Raw genomic sequence first — 21,623 nt, forward strand, 5'->3', positions numbered from 1 at the left:
AAAAAGCACCTTGGCATAAATAGCCAAGCTGCTGGTAAAATGCTTTTTTACCTGATAGAGATTTAGTGAACTATTAAATTAAAGGATTCCGGTGAAAGCCCTCGGGCATAACCGTTGCTTTCACCGGAGAATACCTTTATTTAAATACTACAGTTTTATTCTGATGGACGAGAATCCGGTCCTCGATATGCCATTTCACCGCACGAGCCAGAACAACACGTTCAATGGTACGTCCAATCCGTTTCAGCTCAATAACATCATCACCGTGGCTTACCCGCTGCACATCCTGTTCAATAATCGGTCCACCATCTAGTTCTTCAGTAACATAGTGAGCGGTTGCCCCGATTATTTTCACCCCACGTTGATACGCTTGGGCGTATGGATTGCCGCCAATAAAGGCAGGCAGGAAAGAGTGGTGAATATTAATAATCTGATGGCGATAATGCTCAATAAAGGACGGCGAGATAATCTGCATATACCGTGCCAATATAATCACATCGATATCGTCTCCGATGACCTCTAACTGGCGTTTTTCTGCTTCAGCCTTAGTATCCGCTGTGACTGGAATATGATGAAATGGAATGCCAAACGACTCGACATAAGATTTCATATCCAAATGGTTACTAACGACGAGGGCAATATCGGCATCGAGATCGCCCGCTTGCCACTGCCAGAGCAGTTCAACAAGACAATGGTCTTCTTTAGAGACGAATATGGCAAGTTTCTTCTTATGACGAACATTAAAGATCTTCCAGTCCATCTTAAAACGCTCCGCCACTCCGCCAAATTGAGAGCGAATCTCTTCCAGACGATCGCCTAATTCAGGTAGGTCAAACTCGACTCTCATAAAGAACATTCCACCATCTGGATCCATCGTATACTGATCCGACTGCACAATATTTGCGCCATGCTGATACAGAAAGTGTGATACAGCCGCCACAATTCCCGGTCCGTCAGGGCAGGAAATAAGCATACGTGCCCGGTTGGAATAATGCTCGACACCCGACGAATTGTTTCTTTTTACGTGTAATTCCATGACCCTCTTCCCATCCTCTCATCTACATACGCAATCTGAAGTATAGCTTAAGCGTTCACGAGCTTAATTGCCTGCTAACCAAGCAATTAAACGATGATTAATAGCTTCCTCGCTTAGTTGCGGGAACAGCTGGGCAGCGACAACTTCATCGTATAAACGCTCCAGTGGTTCACGTGGATCAGCTTTTTTAGCTTTGGCATCGTTCTTCAGCAGCTCCCAGACATTAAGTACATATTGACGGGAATCAATCTCCTGCTTGGCAAAAAATTCACGTAATGTTTCAACATCCTGCACGAATTCCGGTCCAAAGCGTTCAGCTACGTTACCACGCAGCAAAGCGATCTCCACCTCATACATCGGACGTTGTGTCTTAGCATCTTTACCAATCCACGGGGTCTCCAGAATGAAAGGCAGACCTTCCAGCTTTTCATGATGTACGATTTTGTTAATCGTATCAAAGCCAATCCAACCCGAGCCAATTGGAGTGTGACGGTCTTTGCGAGCGCCACATGGATTTTTACTGTCATTAATGTGGATTACACCAAGACGGTTCAATCCGATAGTCTCATCAAATTTGTTGAGAACACCGTCCAAATCATTAACGATATCATAGCCAGCATCATGAATGTGGCAAGTATCAAGACAGACCGATAGACGTTCATTATGTTCGACCTTTGCAATAATAGAAGCGATTTCTTCAAAACTGCGGCCGATCTCTGTTCCCTTACCAGCCATAGTTTCTAAAGCGATATGCACTTCCGTTTCGTTCGTGCCTCCAAGCACCTCATTCAGGCCATCTGCAATCCGCTGAATACCATATTCAGCATCTTTATCAGTGAACGCACCTGGATGTAATACAATATGCTTGACCTCAAGTGCATGGGTACGGCGAATTTCCTCTTGCAGGAAATCAACAGCCAGTTGATACGTATTCTCTTTATAGGAAGCGAGATTAATAATGTAAGGTGCATGGACAACAATCTCCTCTACACCATTCTCTTTCATAACCTGCTTCCCTTCGTTGGGATACATGGCATCAATCGGCTTGCGGCGCGTATTCTGCGGCGCTCCTGTATATATCATAAACGAGCTGGAACCATACTCATTTGCTTCATTTGCTGCGGTCAAAAGACCCTTGTCCGAGCAAGACACATGTGAACCTATTTTCAGCATACTTCTTCCCTCTTTCCTTCACGAATTAACCCCTATTCTACCGTGATCGGAAAAATAAATCTAGACGAGGCCAATATGCCGGGTTCTGCTTCGCAAAACTTTGGAAATAAGCTATACTTTAATATGAGAATAATTCGTGTGAGAATCCTCATTGCCAAAAGGTGGTGTATGCATGTTTATCCAATCAGGACTTGGTTTATTATCCACACCGAGCAATTGGTTTATGAACTCTATCGCTTTCTGGACATTTATGCTGCTTGGTTCCATGTGTATCGGCGGTTTTTTTATGTTCCGCAAATTCCTAAAGGTCCTGCCCAAAGCTGATGGAAAGTCAAAGCTAGACTGGCAAAATTACTGGGTGGAACGTAGCCGCCCGCTCTGGAGTGACGAAACAAAAGCCTTTTTGGACCAGCTTGTTCAGCCTGTACCTGGTCCATTTCGTGATATTGCGAAGCATTCTATTGCTGCCGAGATCGGAAAAATCGCCGTCGAGAGTAATGCAAAAGAAGTTACTCGCGATCACTGCATTAAAGGTTACATAGTTGCCACACCGCGGCGCGATAACCGTTTTCTTGTCAATTTTCTCGAAAAGAATAAAATCGATTACTCTGCTTACCAGCATTTGTTTAAGTAATTTTTAATGAATTGTACGATTTAGAACGGAGGCCCTCCTTTGAAATATGTGATATGTGGCGGCACCGGTTTTATAGGTAGCGAACTAGCAAAATACTGGCTGCAAGCAGGTAATGAAGTTGCTATTGTAGGTCGGAATTTACCAAAAGACGCAACAACAATTCATCCTAAGCTGAGTTACCACACATGGGACAGTCTAAGTTCTAATCCCGCTCCAGTGGAAAATGCAGCTGCCCTAATTAATCTCGCCGGAGCTTCCCTTAGCCAGCGCTGGAGTCCAAGTGGCAAAAAAGCGATTATGCAGTCCCGACTTGCAACCGTTTCCACAGCAGCTAAATTAGTAGATCAAATGAAGCAAAAGCCCTCCGTAATCATTCAGGCTTCCGCCGTGGCGATTTACGGTACCTCTTTAGAGGATACTTTTAGTGAGTCCTCACCAGCCCAGGTCATGGATTTCCCTTCAGAAGTAGTTAAGACATGGGAAGAGGCTTCAGATGAAACTTACCATGGTATCCGCGTGGTCAAGCTGCGTACCGGAGTTGTGCTCGGCAATGAGAGCGGAGCATTCCCCAAAATGAAGCTGCCTTATTTATTAGGTTTTGGCGGTAACATTGGCTCCGGAAAGCAGTGGGTCTCTTGGATTCATCTGACGGATATCGTCCGTCTAATTGATTTCTGTACGCAAAATCCCACGATTAACGGACCTGTTAATGCGACTGCTCCACATCCGGTAACGAACGAAGAGTTCGGCAGGACGATTGGCAAAGTCTACAAACGGCCGCACTGGTTCCCTTTGCCAGCCTTCCTGTTAAAAACAGCAGTCGGAGAATTATCCGAAATCTTACTCAAAGGTCAGCGCGTCCTGCCCGCAGCGGCATTAAATCATGGCTTTGACTTTACCTTCCCTACACTTCAAGTCGCTTTAGAAGATTTGAAAAAACAAAAATTGTAGAGCCACATTCATCGTTGGAACTCACCTTCATACTATATGGAATGTGTAGCTTCCTTTTATAATTTTAAATGTGGTCCCCTCTGTTAGTGGATACTCTTTATACGGGATCATGGCTTCACCTTGAAAAAGCGTTCCATTTCTGGAGTCAAGATCCTTCAGAATATATCCGCTGGTGCTTCTAGATATCTCAGCGTGTACTCTAGAGGCTCCTTCTGATCTTTCCACATATTGAGCCACCTCTGCCGATCGGCCGATAATGAAGCTAGTTCGATTTAACTCGATCATTTCCGCCTCTTCACCCTCCTCACCGTTTCTTTGGAGATAAGGAATACTCCGATCCAGCTTTTCGATTTGTCGTCCTTGCTTAGGCGGTTTCTCCTGTGATAATAAAGTTGTTGGTGCTATGGCTTCTTGTGCTTTAACAGAACAATGTTCCTCTGCTAGTGATTCATGACGGGTTACCGCAACGTTAGCTGCTGAATCTGAGAATTGCGGAGTTACCTTTGGGATTGTTGCTGGAGGACGTGTACAAGCCACAGGGTTCCTGCCAAAATTCCACTCCAATTCTTTCCGACTCGGATTACAGTTAGTATCTTCAGAATCCTCACTCAGACAATCCTCATCTTCTTTACCAACCTTTAGCCTTCCGCTCCAAACCATCCAGCTTAAAACAGCCAATACAATCGTCACAACTCCACAGACGGCAAGCCATAACGGCTTTGGACTATCCAAATATAGAAACTTCCACAGGAGTGCATCGCCTAATAGACACCCTAGCACTATATAGGTTCTTGAGCTTGAGGCTTGCGGATTCGTTACCTGTTCATCCTCCAAGCTTAGAGACAGGCTCTCCTCCTCTTTTATCTTAAGATTAGGATAGCTGCTGATCCAAGGAGTAGCAGTCGGCTGCTCCAATCCCTTATCTTCGCGATGCTCATATATTTTTCTTAATGGTGGAGCTGCTGCCTCTTTCACTAGATATTCTTTTACGCCTTCATGAAGCTGTCTTTCAGGTGTAACGGGCTCTCTTTCTGTCAGCAACTCTGATAAAAGAATCTTTAAGCCAGCTGGAGTAAATCCCTCTTCACTGCAATATTGCAATAGTCTTTGCACACCACTGCCAGTAAGCTCTGTGATAGATGCCATTAACACCATGATTAGTGACTTGAGTGACTCTCCAAGCTTTGAACCAGACTTATTCTCCTGAATGGGTATGTAGGTCAGGTATACTTTACCGCTCTGTAACGACCCTTCAATAAAAATGTAATCTGCATGCAAAGCATACTGTTCCGCCCGCAGCATATATAACCTGCCATCTTCCATGCCTTGGGCAATTTGCAGCAATAACCCGAAAAACGAGTTCATACTTAGCTTCTCTCCTTTGAGTAGATGACTAAGCATTTTTTTGCGTAAAACAGCGTATTCCATAGTAACCTTCAAATCTATTTCTCTAAGTAACAGCCTCAAATGATGAGGAATGTCGGTGTTCATCAGCATGCGTGCCTGAATCAAATTAAGCTTCTCCGCAGGTATTCCTTCGGGTTGACCAAGGATCATATATATACCATCCTGTTGTATAAAATCACGGGTTAATCCGAACAACAAACATCAGCTCCCGAACTAAAAGTATAGATAAGCGCATATGGAACCAGGGATAACAGCCAGCATGAAGGGAAATTTCAACAGTTCACTATCGTTATTTTTTAATAGAAACGGGCTCTTCCATAAAATAAATCCAGAAATTCTGCTGATGATCTTACGCGAACGACTGACCGCCTCCCGTCTCTTTAAAACAATTAACCAGCCTATTAAAGCACCAAATAGTACGGAGTACATGACGACTTGCAGCGTAAACAACATCCCTGTCCACGCTCCGATTCCAGCAAAAAGCTTAACATCCCCCGCGCCAACCGCCCCTATTAAATGCATGATCAGAAGGACTGTAAATCCTACAGCAGCTCCCCCGAAAGCCCTCAGCAGTCCATGCCAGCTATTGATCACCCCTTGTGCAAGCAGACCGGTGAGCAAGCCTGACAAGGTGATCCAGTTTGGTATTCTCATCGACTTTAAATCTGTAATCAGTGCCGCTGCTAAAAACGGTAGACATCCCCAAAATGTCCACTCTGCCATTTATTACACTCCTTTTTCCACCCTTTCACTTCACTACTGTGAACATAACCTCAACAGATCTACCATCATCCAGTTGTATAACAAACGGCCACGAGCCCGGTGTGGTATTTACACCAATTTTCCATTCCCACTCGATATATCCATCTTCATCCGCTTGTTTCCAGCCTAAATATTTGGCAGTACTGCCCCCGCTCTTATAAAAGACTGACAAGCTGGCAGAAGCATTCGGCGGTATTCTGGCACGAACCTTGCCTTGCTTATTCGCTACAGCCGGGTTCGGCTTTTCTAAGATTTCAATGAATTCATCTGGTTGGCCAGTACCGTTCCCCTCCTTGGCTGTGCCTTCTCCCGTATCCCCGATCCAGAGACGTTCAACAGCACTTGCTTCTAAAACAATACTTTGGTTTAGAAAGGGGACCTTCATCGGCAGCTTATAACTAACCACTAGCCCAAGGTAGGGACGAGTACCCTCTTTTAGCTCCGGCACCATAACATTAGATACATGAATTCGCTCATAATCCAGTAAATCTGATGTCAGGTATGGTTTCAATAAAGGTTTGATCGCAAGATCAAGTACACTTTCACTAGTCTCTGCCTGAAGCTTCTGCAACGGTCCCTCACCACTTTCTAAAGCCGACATAACCCACTCATTTAACGGCTTGGGTAAAGACTCAGCATAACTATCGCCCCAATCAGTAAGTGACAAGCGAGGAAGAGTCCAATTCAGGCCAGCAGAATGATCACTGTCATCCCCTCCTGAATCATCACTTACTTCGCTGGATGTTCCCCATTTCTGCACCGCCAAAGCCGCAGGATACATATGAGTTGAAATAGACTTTACAGTGTCTGATGCTGTACTTTGCAAAGCTGTCGAATACAAGGTCATCTGTACGATAGAAATCAGGAACAGGACGAATAGCAGGAAGAACGGAAGAACCATCGCCGCTTCTACTACCATGCTACCTTCTTCCTTGTCCTTCCCTCTGATTCCATACCCATCCTCCATCTCCTTACCGACCTCCCGCTAATAAGAATAATCAGTTTTTACTGCCCTCAGATACTTATTCCCTTGTACCTCTCCCGGAAAAGCAGCAGTATAATTCAACATTTTAACTACACCTGGCAGAAACCATAACTGCATTTGGAGCTTAATGTCCGATGATACATAGGTGTTTCTTTCCTCTGGATTTATTCCTGTGTTCAGTTGAATCAGAGCCAGCATCCGCGATAGCTGCACTTCCCCGCCTCCATGCATTATCATGAACAGTCGCAGATGATCACGGTAAGTCAGCTGCGCCGGCATATATTTGGATAAAGGAATCGCATCCTTCTCACAAAGCTGCAACATATCCTGAATGGCATGCTGGATTCCATACAACAGTGCCGCCGCTAGAACAGCCAGTGGATTTCCCAAGGTTGCCTTTTCTATAAATCCTTCCATTGTGCGAATGGACAACCTCATCGCGAATATTTCGGCATAGGCTGCGGCCACATTCCCTGCGGGATTATGAAATCCGTATAAAATGTATTCCAGCTCCTGAGCGCGAGGATCAAGCTGATCTGTGAGCTCACTAGTGTCTTCCAGAGAATTCAGTGCCAGACTAGCTAACTTTGAAACATCAAAATGCTGAAAATAAAGCGCGGAATACTCTGTTTGAAAAAGCCTGTCTCTAGCGCCCCCCATAATGCCACTCATTGCTGCATAAATCCCGTCAATATCCTTCATCGCCGAGCTTCCAGCAGCATAGGGATCTGAGGATACTTCAGATTTATCAGAGGATTGAGACTCCAATCCGTTGTTAAATGAAACATTGTCCTCATAAAATTGATGAAGGATTTGATAACGTTCCATTGAAGCTGCCGCTCCGCTACCTAGCATTCTAATTTTGTCCAGCAGTGCTCTAACCTCGCCCAGCTTGGATTTGGCTTCCCACTCTACTTGCTTACGTGCTTTATCCGAGCTGCGATGCTCTTCAAGAAAAGCCAAATCACTAGCGATAACACTTCCCTTCTTACCGTATTTTTTATAATAGTTGTCCACTACATGCGAAGCCCCTAGAACAGAGGAAATCATTTGGTAGGAATCGCCGTTGACTCCCAAAGCTTCATGCAACACTCCTGATAATCCTGTTACCGTCGGTTCAATGGACTCGTACGCACTTTGCTGCATAAATAAACCATTCTCCATACTACTAATGTCAGCCGAAGAGAGGATCAAGGCATCTTCCTGTTCATGCAGCTTTTTAAGTGGCTCAGCGCTTATTTCCCCCGAGTTTCCCGGAATATCCCAGTCCTTAGCAGGATCGTCTGCCAGATTTACGCCACTTATTCGGGAAGCTGCCAAAACATCTCTCATCTCGTCATTCAATTGCTGCGCTTTGTTTAACGCATCCTTCGCTTCCTCCATTGATTGTCCATGTTCTTCATGAAAGGTTGTTAATAAGGATGGGAGCCGCGACAACATCTCTGAAGTTCGGCTCTGATAAAGTGCCAACTGATAAGTGTACTTTGCAGGCTTTTTACTATCACGATATAGATCTTCGTAATATTTCCCAAGATAGTCACTATACTGTGCTGGTATATCCGCGGCTGCTTGCATGCTTCCGAGCAAATGGGCCGAGATAGAATCTCCGGGCGGATTCATAATCCATAGCAGTACTCTTCTTCCACTCTCCGCCGCTTGGCTTCTCCGCTCTAACATTAGATCCAAATTCTCTTCACGTTCATCATATAAAGGTTGCAGCTTACTAAGTAATTCAGTAGCTCTTGAGGCCTCTGCCATTACGCCCGACAGCGGCTTGAATTTACCTGCCAGCTCCAAGGCGAAATCAACCGGAGCCTTATATTTCATCTCTTCCAGTATTTGATGACGAAAAACATCATAACTTCCCAGCGGCCGGCTCCATTCCAAAGAGGAGGATTCCAGTGCAAAGGGTAAGAGATTGAACGTATCCCCCCGCCCACTTTTATGCAAATTTTCATTGAGCACTTTGGACAGCAGCATATCACCATCACTATCACCGAATGCAAATAAACCGTATCTCTCACGCAATTCAACATGATATGAAGACATAACAGAGCGGATACTGGCTCTCGCTAATCGTTCCTCCTGAACGTTGAACGCAGCGATTCGCGCATAATCAATCAGCACAGCAGTAAATAGAAAGACGAAAGCCAGCACCATGATTAGAAAAATTGTAACTGAGCCTTCTGTTTTGCCCTTAGCAGGACAACCCGTAATTATACTTTTCATTAAAACCCCCTCCCTTGAACAGAGATTTTACTTATCCTGAAGCTTGGTCAGCATAGCAGAAGCATCCTTCTTATCCATGTAAACTGCAGATCCACTACCCTCAGAGCCCCCTTTAAATTTAGCTCCAAAATAACGCATCAGGTCGACCGTACGAATAAACTCAACAGGCTCGACAATGATAGACTGGGCTTCAACAGTTGGGTTAGCCTCATCCGATAGAACGCTATCAAGCACAGGCAAGCTCAGTAGACGATTTAGCTCGGCCTTTACTCTCCGTCCTGTAAGACTGTGAGCATAACGCATAGTTCCTGGCATATTGTCCGGAATCATAGTAGACGAATGGCCCAGTTTAAGCACTGGCAATTCACTCTTCTCTGATACTTCACCGGGCAACTCTATTGTCACGCCAGCACTGCCAGCTTCTCCACCAAATAATGAGGCTAACAAGGCATCATCCCCAATTCTCCAATAAAGGGAGTCGTACTCACCAGCCATGTAAGAACCAGAGACCTCCTTGTGACTGTTGTCCCAGTTGTAAGCCGCCCGCTCAGTAGCTCCTGAGGCCACTTGCAACAGCATGGACTTCTGATAGCTATACAAGCAAAAAAACAAAAGAAGCATCGTAATAAACATGACGATCGGCAACAGAAGTGACGCTTCAATAGTAAAACTGCCTTGATCACCCTTAAGCTTGTTCAATCGAATACTTCCTGACTCTTTTCACCCGCCGTTTTAATTAAGGCTTCTACTACCTCTTGAATTTTGTCCTTAAACAAAAGAACAACTGCAATCAAGACAGCAATAATCAAAATCATCTCCAAAGTTCCTAAACCTTCCTCGTCTTCCCAAAAGTTCTTCATACTGTCCAACATTGTTGATACCATCAGCTTCAGCCTCCTACATTTTTAACATCAAAAATGCTGGCGTTCCCACCAGTACAATTACTATTAAAAAGATAACTACCATCGGAAAAACTAATTTAGAGGATGCTTGCTCTCCGCGCGTCCGGCTAAGAGCCTTTCGTTTATCCCACAACATCCGCGACAGATCACGTAGCGATAGCACAAAATCCGCTCCACCTCTGCGATAGTTCAGCAAAACTGTCGTTGTGAATACCGATACCTCCTGCACAGCGCATCTCTTGCTGAAATTTTCAAACGCCTGCTGGAAAGAATATCCGCCCTCCCATTCACTAGTCATAGTCATTAGCTCCTTATACAGAGGATGATTCGTATCCCCCCGGTGGCTTTCCACACAGCGAATAATAGCTCGTTGCACGGTCTCTCCTGCGCCAACCAACAACACAATACTGTTCAGCAGCTCTGGCAATTCGAGCATAATATTCTGCTCCCTAACTCTCACCTTTTTGTGCAGATCACTGACCATAGCGGTTGGTAGAGCAATTGCCAAAAACACACCCAATATCATACCTGCCTGTTCGCCACTAAATGCTGTAATCAAGCTTCCACCTACAAGCAACAGCCAGCTGTAACTTAGCATCTCACCCATGAACAGCAGGGTCCGCTCTGCGCTATAACGCATCCCATAACTGCGCTGTAGAGAACGCTGAATTCTGAACAACAGTGAGGGAAACCGACTGGCGATACCACTCTTCTCAATAAGCAGTAATAACGGTTCGCCTAACTTCCGAAGCCGTAATCCTTCCATAGGAAGACTGCGTAACGCGACATATCTGTTGCCGCATTGAATTCGCAGTAGAACCCAGACTATCAGCAAAATAACAGTAACCACCGCACATAGCCAGCGCATGATTTCACCCCCTTCACAGTGGAATGTCCATTATTTTAGTAGTCCAGAGATAACATAGGAATAAAGCAACAAGCGCTAATGTCGATATGGCTATACCCGCTCCTGTATACATTGGCTCCATATATTCTCCAGCCGTCAAACTCATAAACATCACCATGATCAGCGGAGCTATAAGCAGTGCCTTAGCCTCAAATTTCTTCTGAGCAATACTTACAGCAATATCCTGCTGAATATCCAGCTTCTCACCGATAATCGTTGATGTACGGCGCACCACTTCTACAAGATCACCACCAGTACGCTTACAGACCGAGAACACATCCGCGAATCGCTCGATGTCCTCCATTCCCGCTCTTTCACTAAAGTTCCGCAGCGCTTCTTCCACAGGCTGTCCATATTCCATGCGTGCACAGATAATGTTTAACTCGGAGATCATATCACTGCTTCCCTCCGGGTCGAGCATACGTAAATCCTGAACCGCCTCTCGGAATGCATTCTCCACCGAACGCCCAGCTGAAAGGGAGGAAGACAGCGAAAATAACGTCTGCTTAAATTGTAAATTCAGTGCATTTCGACGTCTTTTCAGTAGATAGTTACGCAGCATATGCGGGGCATAAGCTCCGCCAGGCATAAGCAGCAACGACAGCAGCCAATGATGATAAAAAAGATATCCAATTCCATACATCAGCAGTCCACCTGCAGTAAGGGTCAGAATCCTCTGCAGCAAGGTCAATTCGTATACCTTATAATCTGGTAATAACGAAGGACCGTCAGGATCCGCTTCTACAGGCTTTGCAGCAACAAATTTAAACTTAAGCATGACCTCCCCCCTTCTGGAATTTTGAATCTCTATTGAGCCAATGGATAGGAGTTTACACCAGCCATCCTAAGCTTCGTTGTATGCAACAATGGGTTACCACAGGGAAGCAGCCCCCCTTGCACCCTTCCCTCTCGTTCACCAGCTTCTTGAAATTCATATAAGGGATTCAAGATCACTTCCCCGTCTTTCAACCCCGCAACCTCACTGATTTCCATCACCCGCCTGGAACGATCACGGAGACGTGATAAGTGTACGAAGATATCAATTGCGGATGAAATTTGCTGGCGAACAACAGCTACCGGAAGCTCCGCAGCACTTAGCACCATCGTCTCCAGTCGGCTGACCATATCGTGTGCGCTGTTACTATGGCCGGAAGACAAGCTTCCATCGTGTCCGGTGTTCATAGCCTGCAGCATATCGAGACATTCCGCTCCCCGTACCTCCCCCACAACAATCCGGTTAGGGCGCATTCGCAGAGAAGAACGAATCAAATCTCGGATGGAAATCTCCCCTCTACCTTCCGTGTTAGCATTCCTGGTCTCCAGTGAAACAAGGTTCGGCACGGTTACAATCTGCAGTTCAGCGGAATCCTCTATCGTAATGACCCTCTCCTGTGGGGGGATATACTGAGATAATGCATTAAGAAAAGTAGTCTTTCCAGAGCCTGTCCCGCCACTAATAAAAATATTGTATTTAGCAGCCACTAAAATTTGCAGCAACTCTGCGGCTTCCAAGCTTAAAGCTTCACGACGGACTAAATCCTGCATCGTCATCGGTGTTTCAGGAAATTTCCGAATGGTCATCGCCGGGCCTTTCAGAGCTACCGGCGGAAGCACGATATTTACACGCGATCCGTCTTTTAGCCGAGCGTCAACGATAGGAGAAGAGTCATTTACAACCCGGTTCACACCGGATACAACCGTTTGGATAATATCCTCCAACCTGCTGCTGGACTCAAATTCCAAATGGAGACGACGAATCTGCCCCTCCTCTTCTACAAAAATCTCAGTATGGCTGTTAATCATAATCTCAGTGATCGCCGGATTATCCACTAAGGGCTGGAGTACATCCAATCCTCGAAAAGAATCGAACAATCTCTTCACGAGCTCATGTTTCTCCTGTGCTGTTAAATAACGCAGATTTTCGCTGTCCAAAATTGTCCTTTCAATATATTGGGTGAGTTCACGATTTCCAACTGCAGAAGTAACATCTAATCCTGCCCGGATGTCACTGCGAAGTGCCTTAAACATTTCCTCATTCATGTAAACCCTTACCAGTGAATACTTGCGGAAGCGACGGTTCTATAATCTGCTTGCACAGCTGTAAGATCTCCTTTTGGAATTGTGGTGAGTTCAGAAAAAGCTCCTCACGGTGCTGCAGCGTCCAAGATGGGATATACGGAAGTACACCTTCAACGGTAATTCCTTCCGGAGGTGCCCACACCTCTAAACCCTCTGCGGCAAAATTCACGGCAAATCTACTTTTGTCCATCACTTGGCTGGGCATACCAGAATTAGGAGCATTGCAATGGGATAGCCATCTCATGGTCTTATGAATGCTTACCTCGTCATTTCTAACTACCCACAATAGAATTCCGCATTTATGTAACACAGCTTTGGCACGTTCTTCTTCAATACTGCCGGTATCTATTATAACTACGTCAAAATTTCTTTCCGCAACCAACAGCGCCAACAAATCTAGCGTATCCTGCGTAGTCATCTGCAGCATTTCTTTTACATTAATAATTGGCCTAAAAGCAGCACTTCGAAGGTGATCATACCTAATCACGTATTGCCCCAAATCAATCGTATCGGCTCCGCCCTTATCCCGGCTGGCTTTGATTTCATAAAGGAGCCGCTCTAGTCCAGGCGTATTTCCTGCAGGGGGCCGTAAAAATAATCCACTGCTGTCCACACTTTCAAGATTCAAATAAAAGACCGAAAGCCCCAATTCACCTAGCTGCTTAGCCATATTCATAGCTACTGTGGTTTTGCCCGTGTTCCCGCTTGAGGAGACGATACCGAGCAGCAGCGTTTCATCTAATACAGAGGAACCTCTAGCTCGTTTCACTTCACATAGTTGAATAAATGCTCCCAGCAGAGAAGGCAGTGCCTGATATTTCGCAATCATGATGCCTCCAGCCAGGCTTTTAGAACTCCTGCTAAGATAAGCTCCCTCCTCACTCAAAACTGCCCAAGGCACCTTAGTTCTTCCCTCCACAAGCCAAGCCTCGATAAAAGTAACGTCACCTACAACAGCATCCGGCATATCCTCTCCCCTCATAAAATCGATAAAAGCATCCAGCCGACTAAAAGCCGTGATTCGCAGCATTTCTCCATACTCACTATGATGAAGATAGTGTAGCAATGGTTCGATATATTGGCTTTCACGCACTGCGAGTACAATCCTTGCCGCCATAAAACCTCTCTCCTTTCGCAAGAAATTTATAAATATTGTCAAAAAAAAGACAGCAAAAAAGCACCGACAATAACCGTGGATACGGTACATTGAACGGTGCTTCCGTTACTATCCCTTTAATTTACAGCTATAGTAGCATATATATAAGAAGGCAGCAATAAGTTTTTTCGCACATCAAGTGGTTTTTAGACTCTCATCGTATCTTCACGCCAATTCTTGATGGCAGACCGGATATCGGCAGGACTAAGCTTTTCCTTCACCGCCCGCTGACATAGTGCCGGAAACTCTTCATCTCCTGCATACCGAAGTGCAATAATCTGAGCTAATTCAAGCTTTGGATTTAATGCTTCGCCTGTCAATCGGAAATACCGGAACTGCTCCTCCACCCTCACTACTCGATCCTGATTTTTTGTGGCATAAATTCGAATTCGAGTAATCGCAAATAACAGGCATAGAGATAAACCAAATAATAGCAAGGGCACTGTTAAAGCACCATCATCACGTAACACCTGAACGACATAAATTCCCGACCACACAAATATAATCAGCGCTAGCGGCATAGTTACAAAATGATAAGGCCAATCAAAACGCATAAAACCTTTAGGCTTCCCCTTGTTCATCATTCATCTCCATATTTATATGACTTGTATATTGCTTAAAGCTTAGTCTCTCCGGGAATAGCTACGACAAAAGGTTCATTATTCCCCCAGTACAGAGACTGTCCTGAAACTTTAGTAGTTCCATCCGCATTAACCATTCCATAAATAATCTGACTTCCCCAAACACTCGTATAAAAAGAGGCATAGGATGGAGCTAGAACAGGTGCTTTACCATATTCCTTCGCAACTGGGTAACCGAATATCGCGGTAAAATCTTTATTTGTAGCCTCTTTGGACATATCCAGATCAGCTTCCCAAACTACTTTTACAATATTATCCTTGATCTCATAATACTTTACGAAATGTCCATACAATATAAAATAACCATCAGATCTGCCTTCAGGAAAATAATACGTCATTGACAATGCTTCATTATCACCCGTCAATTTGGAGGGTTCTCTTTCTTCAACCGGGAATTGCAGAGCAGCTATGCGGGAAACAACTAAGTCATTACTATTATAATTCTGCACAAGTTTAGCATTGGCCCGTTCCTGAACCCAGACTGTATTCGTAGCAGCATCTACTGTTACTCTCGCTCCAAGAGCCTCCGCAATAAACCGCAGGGGTACCGCTACTCTTCCATCCACTATTTTGGCCGATACATCCAGTTGTACAGCATCCGAGTTCTTCCAAGCCGTCCGTGAGCCAACCGTAAGCTTAATCTTCATAGAATCTCTAGCAATCGTAGCTTGCTTGGTATTGGCATCCCATTGAATAGAAGTATTCTTGAATCTTTCAAAAGCCTTCAGCGGAACCAACGTCTTCCCCGACACGATTTGCACACCAACATCCACACTTGAATTGTTCACCATAATGCGAAGCTTGGGGGCAGCTGAGGCCGTACCGATCATACTTAAAGATAATAACATGACTATAAAAAACAGAAGCCCTTTCCGTTTCACTATTCGTTCACCCCTAGTCATAATATGAAAAAACTATACCCATTTATAGTTTCATTATAACATTCTCCCAAATTATGGATTACAAAAATCTCCGTTTGATCTCTGGGGTAGGGAGCATACACTGCTCATCACGTCCGAACCAACGATAGCGGTTCTTGGCTACATACCGATAAAGGGCATTGCGCAATGGGCGTGGTACTAAGATGAACACGTATGCGGCAGGCCAAGGAAATCTCAATTTACGGGCAATTCTTAGCACAGCGGCCGACTCTGTATAATACACTCCGTTCTCCAGTAAAATCACTGTGTTTAATTGTCCAGGCTGAAGTCCGGACTCTTTCATTAGCTTTGCCGCAATCTCATTCTGTAATGGTGCGAATAGAAATTTAGCGTCGGGGTCACGCGGGATAATGAAACGAACTACCCCCTGGCAAAGATGACACACTCCGTCTATCAACACGATAGACTTATCTTTCATAAGGTTCAGTTCCTCGTTCATGGCTCCCCCTCCGTCTTAAAGGCGTAAATTTCTGCTTTTTTGGGTAAACAAAAACGCGGGATAACCTCCCGCGCCATCAAGTGCCGTTCTTTAATTATTCTGCGATTGCTTTCTCAATCCATTGATCCCCGATCATTTGCCCTTCGAAATCAGCAGTGAATGCCTCCATGCATTTGCAGATGAAATCTTTGCGGCAAATTGGACATGGAGTTTTAAGCAGGCGGCTGATGTTCGTCATTTTCCATTCCGGAAACCGATGATAAAACGCGCGGCACTCCGTTCCATCAGCAAGCTTGATAATGAACTCGTACAATCCTTCCTTATCGTTGCTGCTGGCTTTGGTCACATTCGTAATATTCGGTCTGTAAGACATCTTCATCACCCATTATTTAAATTTTTGGTTGTAAATTGCACACGCAGGCACATTCTCAGATACTTAGACATATTAAAGAATTTTAAGGGTGATGTCAACCAAAGACGCCTAACACGGCAGCTATTTATTACTCTTTTATGATTTACGTCTCTATTTAGCCATTATTTCCATAAAATATATACAGATACATTTAATCGACAATCTTTAATTCAACCTCTATATTACCTCTGGTTGCTTTGGAGTAAGGACAGAATTCGTGAGCCTTCTTCGCCAGTTCCTCTGCTTTGTCGTGTTCAATCCCTGGCAGCTTCACATCCATTCTCACAGCAAGTCTAAAGCCTCCATCGCTGTCATCCTTCCCAATGGACACATTACAAGTTACCTCCACGTCATGGAGTTTCACGCCCTCTTTACGGGCGATATTCGCTAGTGCACTCTCGTAACACGCTCCATAACCAGCCGAGAATAGTTGCTCTGGATTGGTACCGGAACCTCCCGGCCCTCCAAGCTCTTTAGGCATGCTTAGATTATGCTTTAACACGCCATCCGAGGATTCAATGGAGCCTTCACGACCGCCATGGACTGTTGTAGTTGCTGTGTATAATGCTTTCATGAGTCATCTTCTCCTTCATCAAGCTGTATTGGTCATGCTCATACTTTATACTTTAAACAACAGGTATGATTTGAAACGATGATGAGGAATGATTCATAATACTTTCTTATTTGGCTCCAGACCATAAATAGTGTACAATTAAATTGTTAAAAACTTAAATTAGCTATGGAGGTGTCATCCATGAGTATTTATGATTTTGAGGTCAACACTCTTAAGGGTGAAGAGGAATCATTGTCAAAGTACAAGGGTAAAGTACTCCTGGTTGTGAATACTGCCAGCAAATGTGGATTTACTCCCCAGTATAAAGGTCTTCAGGAAGTGTACGAGAAATTCAAGGACCGCGGGTTCGAAGTTTTAGGATTTCCAAGCAATCAATTTGCTGGACAAGAGCCTGGCGAAAGTGATGAAATTGCGGAATACTGCGAGATTAATTATGGGGTAACCTTCCCTATGTTCGAGAAGATTGACGTAAAAGGCGATGAAGCACATCCATTATTCAAATACTTATCCAAAGAAGCCCCTGGTGTCTTAGGCTCAAAAAGCGTGAAATGGAACTTTACGAAGTTTCTGGTTGACCAAGATGGCCGTGTTCTAAAACGGTTTGCTCCTAAAACCACTCCACAGCAGATCGAATCCGATATCTCCAAGCTTTTGAAATAATTCATTAGAAAAAGGATACTCACCACATCACACAGCCCCCTGTTGTTATGCGGTAAAGTATCCTTTTTAACTAGAAAGAACGTCATAATATCGCTATATATCAGCACCCTTTAATCTCTTGGAATATTTTATAATATTGTTGAAATATTTTTGCTGGGAGGGACAATCGGTGACTGTTCAACTGCTTGATATACCCGAACTAAATGTTATTGGCTGGGCAAATGTAAACTCATCCGGGGAGCCATACGCGAATCTTTGGGAATATGTTTTTGGCGAGCTGGATATTGATACAAAATTTGATACTATACCCACAAAAGTTCAAAGCAGCGGTTGTTATCTCGGTCTATTTCAGAACCGTACATCCGTGCCTAAACTGTGGGAGCATACCGCATGGGATATTGATTTTTTCCTTTGTGTTGAAGTCGAGCAGTTAGATTGTATCCCTGAAGGCCTTGTTCATAAGAAACTTCCTGCGTCTACCTATGCTATATTTACTGCTAACGGATTCCCTCAGTTGGCTTTTCAACATACCTGGAATTATATATATAATGAATGGCTGCCGGATTCCGGTTATAAGTTCAACCCTGATGGAGTCTTTTACATCCAATACACGGAAAAGTCCGGTCCGGATGATGAAGGATTCGAAGCCAATCTATGCGTGCCGCTTGTAAAGAAGTAGGTTGTGTGATTGAGGATTGAACAAAAAAAGAAGCCTTGCATCGCAAGGCCTCTTTCTTCATTCTGTATGCGGTAGAGAGGACTCGAACCTCCACGGGTATACACCCACTACCCCCTCAAGATAGCGTGTCTGCCATTCCACCACTACCGCGCGGTGTGTAAAACATAGAACATAAATTTGTTTGAGGTCAACATTCATTATTATAAATGTACTTTTCTCAAAAGTAAAGATGCAGATTTTAAGATTCTTCGTCGACCATTTTCTGTTTACGATATTCAGCAAAAGCTATATATTCCTTGATAAAATTCTTTTCTGCTGGAAGTAATTCATCTACTCGGCTTTCCGATAGCTGAACATCACTCAAATCATAGTCTACGCCGCTCTCTCGTACAGTATCCGGTGTATCTTTGCCGAGAATGAGCCAGTCCAGACTAACATGAAAAAAATCACCGATCTCAATCAGCTTATGTGTTCCTGGAGTAGTCTTTCCCCGCTTCCAATCTCCCATATTACCTGTGCTGATATTTAACTGCTCACAGAATGATTTTTTGGTCAAACCTTTCTGCTTAATCAGGTATTCTATACGTTCGTATATGGTCTGCATCGGTGAATCGCCCTCCATCTAAAAATAAATTACTTATTTACGTAATTACCTATTGCAAAATAACGTAAAAAAGTATATAATTAGTATTGTTATGTATTATCCGATTATATCATATGGCTGGAGTGACGATAAGAGGCGACTCAGGTGACAAGTATCTGTAGAATAACGTCTGGCCCCCTTTGTTAACTTATCATCCTGAATGATCTCTAGGAGGGAGCGGTGACTTTTGTCAAAATGCTTATCATCTTCCATTATCCATTCACTTGAAGCTTTACCGCACAATGCGGTGGTAATCAACAGTCATGGGATTATCCAGTTCACCAACAGCAGGTGGAAGGCCTTTAGTCATGAATATGGTCTTTCTACTAATAAGAAATGGATTGGCGCGTATTACTCAGAGCTCATGCAAGATGTGATTGTCGATCCCGATCAATGGGCCAAGCTTTATGAATCAGTGAAATATATACTCCGCAGAGAGCATCAGGTTTATACTTCCGAATTCTCCATACAAACCGCTAATAAAGGGAAACGAATCTTCCGTTTGGAGATCTACCCATTTCTCTCAGATCCGCACCCAGAAGCCACTTTTATAATTTCACTATATGATGTGGGCCCCTATAAAGAAGAACCTCTTCATCCGGAGATCATAAACCTCCGTTCAACCTTACCATCATCTTTTGAGCTAATCCCAATCTGTGCTTCCTGTAAATGTATTCGTAATCCTAAGGATGAATGGATCACCATTGAACATTTCTTAAAGCATCAGCTTTCTTTGCAATTCACTCATGATATCTGCCCAGACTGCATAAGACAGCTCTATCCCCAGTATGCTGGGGCTTTTAAGAGATGACCTGACGTCACTGAATTTCACTTCTAATCTTATAAAAAAAAGTAAGAAATCCTCTGCGAACAAAGGGTTTCTTACTTTTTATTTGTATGCGGTAGAGAGGACTCGAACCTCCACGGGTATACACCCACTACCCCCTCAAGATAGCGTGTCTGCCATTCCACCACTACCGCATAATATGACCCGTATGGGATTCGAACCCATGTTACCTCCGTGAAAGGGAGGTGTCTTAACCCCTTGACCAACGGGCCATGCTTTACAAGTTATTTTCTCGTCACAACAAAAATGAGTATATCAAACCATAAGAATTTTGACAAGCCTTTTTTAAAAAAAAGTTTAAACTAAAAGAAACGCGCACCAATAAAGGTACGCGCCTCTAATCACAACGCTTATGGATTTACTTTTGCCTCAAAGGTTTGTACCCCATCTACAAACTTTAGCACCACAGCTGCTTTTACCGGGTCATGCGTTTCATTCATTGTGATTTTACCCGTGGCCAGTTGTAAATCCTTTGTCCCCGCCAGTGCATCCTTCAGCTTCTCAGGTTCTGTGGAATCCGCACGTGTAATCGCGTCTGCCACTAGTTTCACAGCATCATATCCAAGCGCAGCCATCCCATCTGGAACAAGATCACCGTTAGCAGCCTTGAAGGCATCTACGAACGATTTTACTTCTGGCGAGCTATCTTCAGGTGAATAGTGATTGGACATAAACGTATTGTTTAGGGCATCCGCTCCGGCAATCTCAGCCAGCTGAGGTGAATCCCAGCCATCCCCGCCCATAAACGGAACGGTGATCCCCATTTCGCGAGCTTGCTTTACGATTTTTCCGACCTCCTCATAATAGCCTGGAAGATAAATAACATCGGGATTAGCTTCTTTAATACGTGTTAATACGGCTTTAAAATCAGAATCTTTTTGTTGATAGGATTCTTCGCTTAAGATTGAGCCTCCGTTCTTAGTAAACGTTGCTTTAAAGAAGGTCTGCAGCCCTTTGGAATAATCGCTTGAAGCATCCGTATAAATAACAGCCGTCTTCGCTTTAAGTGTATCCTTAGCAAAGTTAGCCATTACTTCACCTTGGAAAGGATCAATAAAAGAGGCCCGGAATACCCATTCGTTCAAATCTCCAGTACGTTCATCAACTGTTACTTTGGGATTGGTGGCTGAGGAGCTAACCAGCGGGATGCCTTTTTCTTGAGCAACGGGAACAATCCCGAGTGTATTCGTAGATGTAGTTGCACCTATAATAGCTACAACTTTATTGGTAGTAATCAGCTTTTGCGCTGCGCGTGTCGCCTCTTCCGACTTGGAAGCATTATCCGCTTCAATCAGCTCAAGTTTTTTGCCGAGTATTCCACCTGCGTCATTAATTTCTTTTACCGCCAGCTTTGCCCCTTTGAGTGCAGAATCACCGAAGGAAGCCTGGCCGCCTGTAAGCTCAAGGTCTGCTCCAATCTTGATGGTCCCTCCACCAGCATTCCCACCTTCAGCAGTAGTGTTGTCTGTCTTGTTCCCACAGCCTGCCAGCAATCCACCAGCCAGCAATGCAGTCAGCAATATGGCCCCGATTTTCTTCATCCTCTTCCAGCCTCCCAAAATAAAT

24 protein-coding genes and 3 tRNA genes are annotated in these 21,623 nt (G+C 44.3%); 5 read left to right on the forward strand and 22 right to left on the reverse strand.

What is annotated here, in order from left to right; genetic code table 11:
• Positions 1 to 136 precede the first annotated feature (136 nt).
• Complete coding sequence (purU, locus tag MKY14_RS21555) at positions 137 to 1,036, reverse strand: formyltetrahydrofolate deformylase (RefSeq protein ID WP_340977309.1); 900 nt, start codon at positions 1,034 to 1,036, stop codon at positions 137 to 139.
• A gap of 63 nt (positions 1,037 to 1,099) precedes the next feature.
• Positions 1,100 to 2,209, reverse strand: coding sequence for a deoxyribonuclease IV (locus MKY14_RS21560; protein ID WP_036681702.1), 1,110 nt, complete (start codon positions 2,207 to 2,209; stop codon positions 1,100 to 1,102).
• 172 nt (positions 2,210 to 2,381) lie between these two features.
• Here MKY14_RS21560 and MKY14_RS21565 point away from each other — a divergent pair, with 172 nt between their 5' ends.
• Together MKY14_RS21565 and MKY14_RS21570 are read left to right on the forward strand one after the other, a co-directional pair.
• Complete coding sequence (locus MKY14_RS21565; RefSeq protein WP_036681700.1) at positions 2,382 to 2,843, forward strand: DUF2621 domain-containing protein; 462 nt, start codon at positions 2,382 to 2,384, stop codon at positions 2,841 to 2,843.
• 39 nt (positions 2,844 to 2,882) lie between these two features.
• Positions 2,883 to 3,794, forward strand: coding sequence for a TIGR01777 family oxidoreductase (locus tag MKY14_RS21570; protein WP_340977310.1), 912 nt, complete (start codon positions 2,883 to 2,885; stop codon positions 3,792 to 3,794).
• Positions 3,795 to 3,821: 27 nt separating this feature from the next.
• On the opposite strand, the gene MKY14_RS21575 is transcribed toward MKY14_RS21570, so the two are convergent.
• The 15 genes from MKY14_RS21575 to MKY14_RS21645 all read right to left on the reverse strand — a co-directional run bounded on the left by MKY14_RS21575 (position 3,822) and on the right by MKY14_RS21645 (position 17,228).
• Entirely contained in the window at positions 3,822 to 5,399 is a 1,578-nt protein-coding gene (locus tag MKY14_RS21575; RefSeq protein WP_340977311.1) for a DUF6382 domain-containing protein, read from the reverse strand.
• Positions 5,400 to 5,414: 15 nt separating this feature from the next.
• The gene (locus MKY14_RS21580) at positions 5,415 to 5,924 is read right to left on the reverse strand and encodes an A24 family peptidase (RefSeq protein WP_312149731.1); all 510 of its coding nucleotides are present in this window, start codon (positions 5,922 to 5,924) and stop codon (positions 5,415 to 5,417) included.
• A gap of 25 nt (positions 5,925 to 5,949) precedes the next feature.
• Positions 5,950 to 6,930 (reverse strand): TadE/TadG family type IV pilus assembly protein, encoded by a 981-nt coding sequence (locus MKY14_RS21585; RefSeq protein ID WP_340977313.1) that lies wholly within the window; start codon positions 6,928 to 6,930, stop codon positions 5,950 to 5,952.
• Between the two features lie 18 nt (positions 6,931 to 6,948).
• Positions 6,949 to 9,177 (reverse strand): hypothetical protein, encoded by a 2,229-nt coding sequence (locus MKY14_RS21590; RefSeq protein ID WP_340950398.1) that lies wholly within the window; start codon positions 9,175 to 9,177, stop codon positions 6,949 to 6,951.
• A gap of 27 nt (positions 9,178 to 9,204) precedes the next feature.
• The gene (locus MKY14_RS21595; protein ID WP_340977315.1) at positions 9,205 to 9,876 is read right to left on the reverse strand and encodes a TadE family protein; all 672 of its coding nucleotides are present in this window, start codon (positions 9,874 to 9,876) and stop codon (positions 9,205 to 9,207) included.
• On the reverse strand, positions 9,873 to 10,061 hold the full coding sequence (locus tag MKY14_RS21600) for a Flp1 family type IVb pilin (RefSeq protein ID WP_036681690.1): 189 nt from the start codon (positions 10,059 to 10,061) through the stop codon (positions 9,873 to 9,875). Before MKY14_RS21600 ends, MKY14_RS21595 begins: the two co-directional genes overlap by 4 nt.
• A gap of 13 nt (positions 10,062 to 10,074) precedes the next feature.
• A complete protein-coding gene (locus MKY14_RS21605; protein ID WP_076099049.1) occupies positions 10,075 to 10,950 on the reverse strand; it encodes a type II secretion system F family protein in 876 nt (291 codons plus the stop codon).
• 10 nt (positions 10,951 to 10,960) lie between these two features.
• Positions 10,961 to 11,764, reverse strand: a complete 804-nt coding sequence (locus MKY14_RS21610) for a type II secretion system F family protein (RefSeq protein ID WP_076099050.1) — start codon at positions 11,762 to 11,764, stop codon at positions 10,961 to 10,963.
• Between the two features lie 29 nt (positions 11,765 to 11,793).
• Positions 11,794 to 13,026, reverse strand: coding sequence for a CpaF family protein (locus tag MKY14_RS21615; protein WP_076099051.1), 1,233 nt, complete (start codon positions 13,024 to 13,026; stop codon positions 11,794 to 11,796).
• A complete protein-coding gene (locus tag MKY14_RS21620) occupies positions 13,019 to 14,182 on the reverse strand; it encodes a hypothetical protein (protein WP_076185824.1) in 1,164 nt (387 codons plus the stop codon). The genes MKY14_RS21615 and MKY14_RS21620 overlap by 8 nt, the downstream gene beginning before the upstream one ends.
• Before the next feature lie 185 nt (positions 14,183 to 14,367).
• Positions 14,368 to 14,802, reverse strand: coding sequence for a DUF6526 family protein (locus MKY14_RS21625; protein WP_076099053.1), 435 nt, complete (start codon positions 14,800 to 14,802; stop codon positions 14,368 to 14,370).
• Positions 14,803 to 14,837: 35 nt separating this feature from the next.
• On the reverse strand, positions 14,838 to 15,743 hold the full coding sequence (locus MKY14_RS21630) for a copper amine oxidase N-terminal domain-containing protein (RefSeq protein WP_076099054.1): 906 nt from the start codon (positions 15,741 to 15,743) through the stop codon (positions 14,838 to 14,840).
• 79 nt (positions 15,744 to 15,822) lie between these two features.
• Positions 15,823 to 16,242 (reverse strand): thiol-disulfide oxidoreductase DCC family protein, encoded by a 420-nt coding sequence (locus tag MKY14_RS21635; RefSeq protein WP_076099055.1) that lies wholly within the window; start codon positions 16,240 to 16,242, stop codon positions 15,823 to 15,825.
• A gap of 94 nt (positions 16,243 to 16,336) precedes the next feature.
• Positions 16,337 to 16,615 carry a hypothetical protein gene (locus MKY14_RS21640; RefSeq protein ID WP_036681678.1) on the reverse strand — a complete coding sequence of 93 codons (279 nt, stop codon included), beginning with the start codon at positions 16,613 to 16,615 and terminating at the stop codon, positions 16,337 to 16,339.
• A 190-nt stretch (positions 16,616 to 16,805) separates the two neighbouring features.
• On the reverse strand, positions 16,806 to 17,228 hold the full coding sequence (locus tag MKY14_RS21645) for an organic hydroperoxide resistance protein (protein ID WP_036681676.1): 423 nt from the start codon (positions 17,226 to 17,228) through the stop codon (positions 16,806 to 16,808).
• Between the two features lie 180 nt (positions 17,229 to 17,408).
• On the opposite strand from MKY14_RS21645, the gene MKY14_RS21650 reads away from it, so the two are divergent.
• Entirely contained in the window at positions 17,409 to 17,888 is a 480-nt protein-coding gene (locus MKY14_RS21650) for a glutathione peroxidase (RefSeq protein ID WP_038569095.1), read from the forward strand.
• Positions 17,889 to 18,057: 169 nt separating this feature from the next.
• The gene (locus MKY14_RS21655; protein WP_076099056.1) at positions 18,058 to 18,567 is read left to right on the forward strand and encodes a GyrI-like domain-containing protein; all 510 of its coding nucleotides are present in this window, start codon (positions 18,058 to 18,060) and stop codon (positions 18,565 to 18,567) included.
• A gap of 67 nt (positions 18,568 to 18,634) precedes the next feature.
• On the opposite strand, the gene MKY14_RS21660 is transcribed toward MKY14_RS21655, so the two are convergent.
• Both MKY14_RS21660 and MKY14_RS21665 read right to left on the reverse strand, forming a co-directional pair.
• Positions 18,635 to 18,717 (reverse strand) — tRNA-Leu (locus tag MKY14_RS21660).
• An 88-nt stretch (positions 18,718 to 18,805) separates the two neighbouring features.
• The gene (locus tag MKY14_RS21665; protein ID WP_036681672.1) at positions 18,806 to 19,171 is read right to left on the reverse strand and encodes a helix-turn-helix domain-containing protein; all 366 of its coding nucleotides are present in this window, start codon (positions 19,169 to 19,171) and stop codon (positions 18,806 to 18,808) included.
• A gap of 226 nt (positions 19,172 to 19,397) precedes the next feature.
• On the opposite strand from MKY14_RS21665, the gene MKY14_RS21670 reads away from it, so the two are divergent.
• A complete protein-coding gene (locus MKY14_RS21670) occupies positions 19,398 to 20,021 on the forward strand; it encodes a hypothetical protein (RefSeq protein ID WP_076128220.1) in 624 nt (207 codons plus the stop codon).
• An 87-nt stretch (positions 20,022 to 20,108) separates the two neighbouring features.
• Here MKY14_RS21670 and MKY14_RS21675 read toward each other — a convergent pair.
• The 3 genes from MKY14_RS21675 to MKY14_RS21685 all read right to left on the reverse strand — a co-directional run bounded on the left by MKY14_RS21675 (position 20,109) and on the right by MKY14_RS21685 (position 21,598).
• Positions 20,109 to 20,191, reverse strand: a tRNA-Leu gene (locus tag MKY14_RS21675).
• A gap of 6 nt (positions 20,192 to 20,197) precedes the next feature.
• A tRNA-Glu gene (locus tag MKY14_RS21680) sits at positions 20,198 to 20,269 on the reverse strand.
• Between the two features lie 138 nt (positions 20,270 to 20,407).
• Positions 20,408 to 21,598, reverse strand: coding sequence for an ABC transporter substrate-binding protein (locus tag MKY14_RS21685; protein WP_076099058.1), 1,191 nt, complete (start codon positions 21,596 to 21,598; stop codon positions 20,408 to 20,410).
• Positions 21,599 to 21,623: the final 25 nt, after the last annotated feature.

This window comes from Paenibacillus sp. FSL R5-0887 (assembly GCF_038002305.1).
Lineage (GTDB): Bacteria > Bacillota > Bacilli > Paenibacillales > Paenibacillaceae > Paenibacillus_AQ > Paenibacillus_AQ odorifer.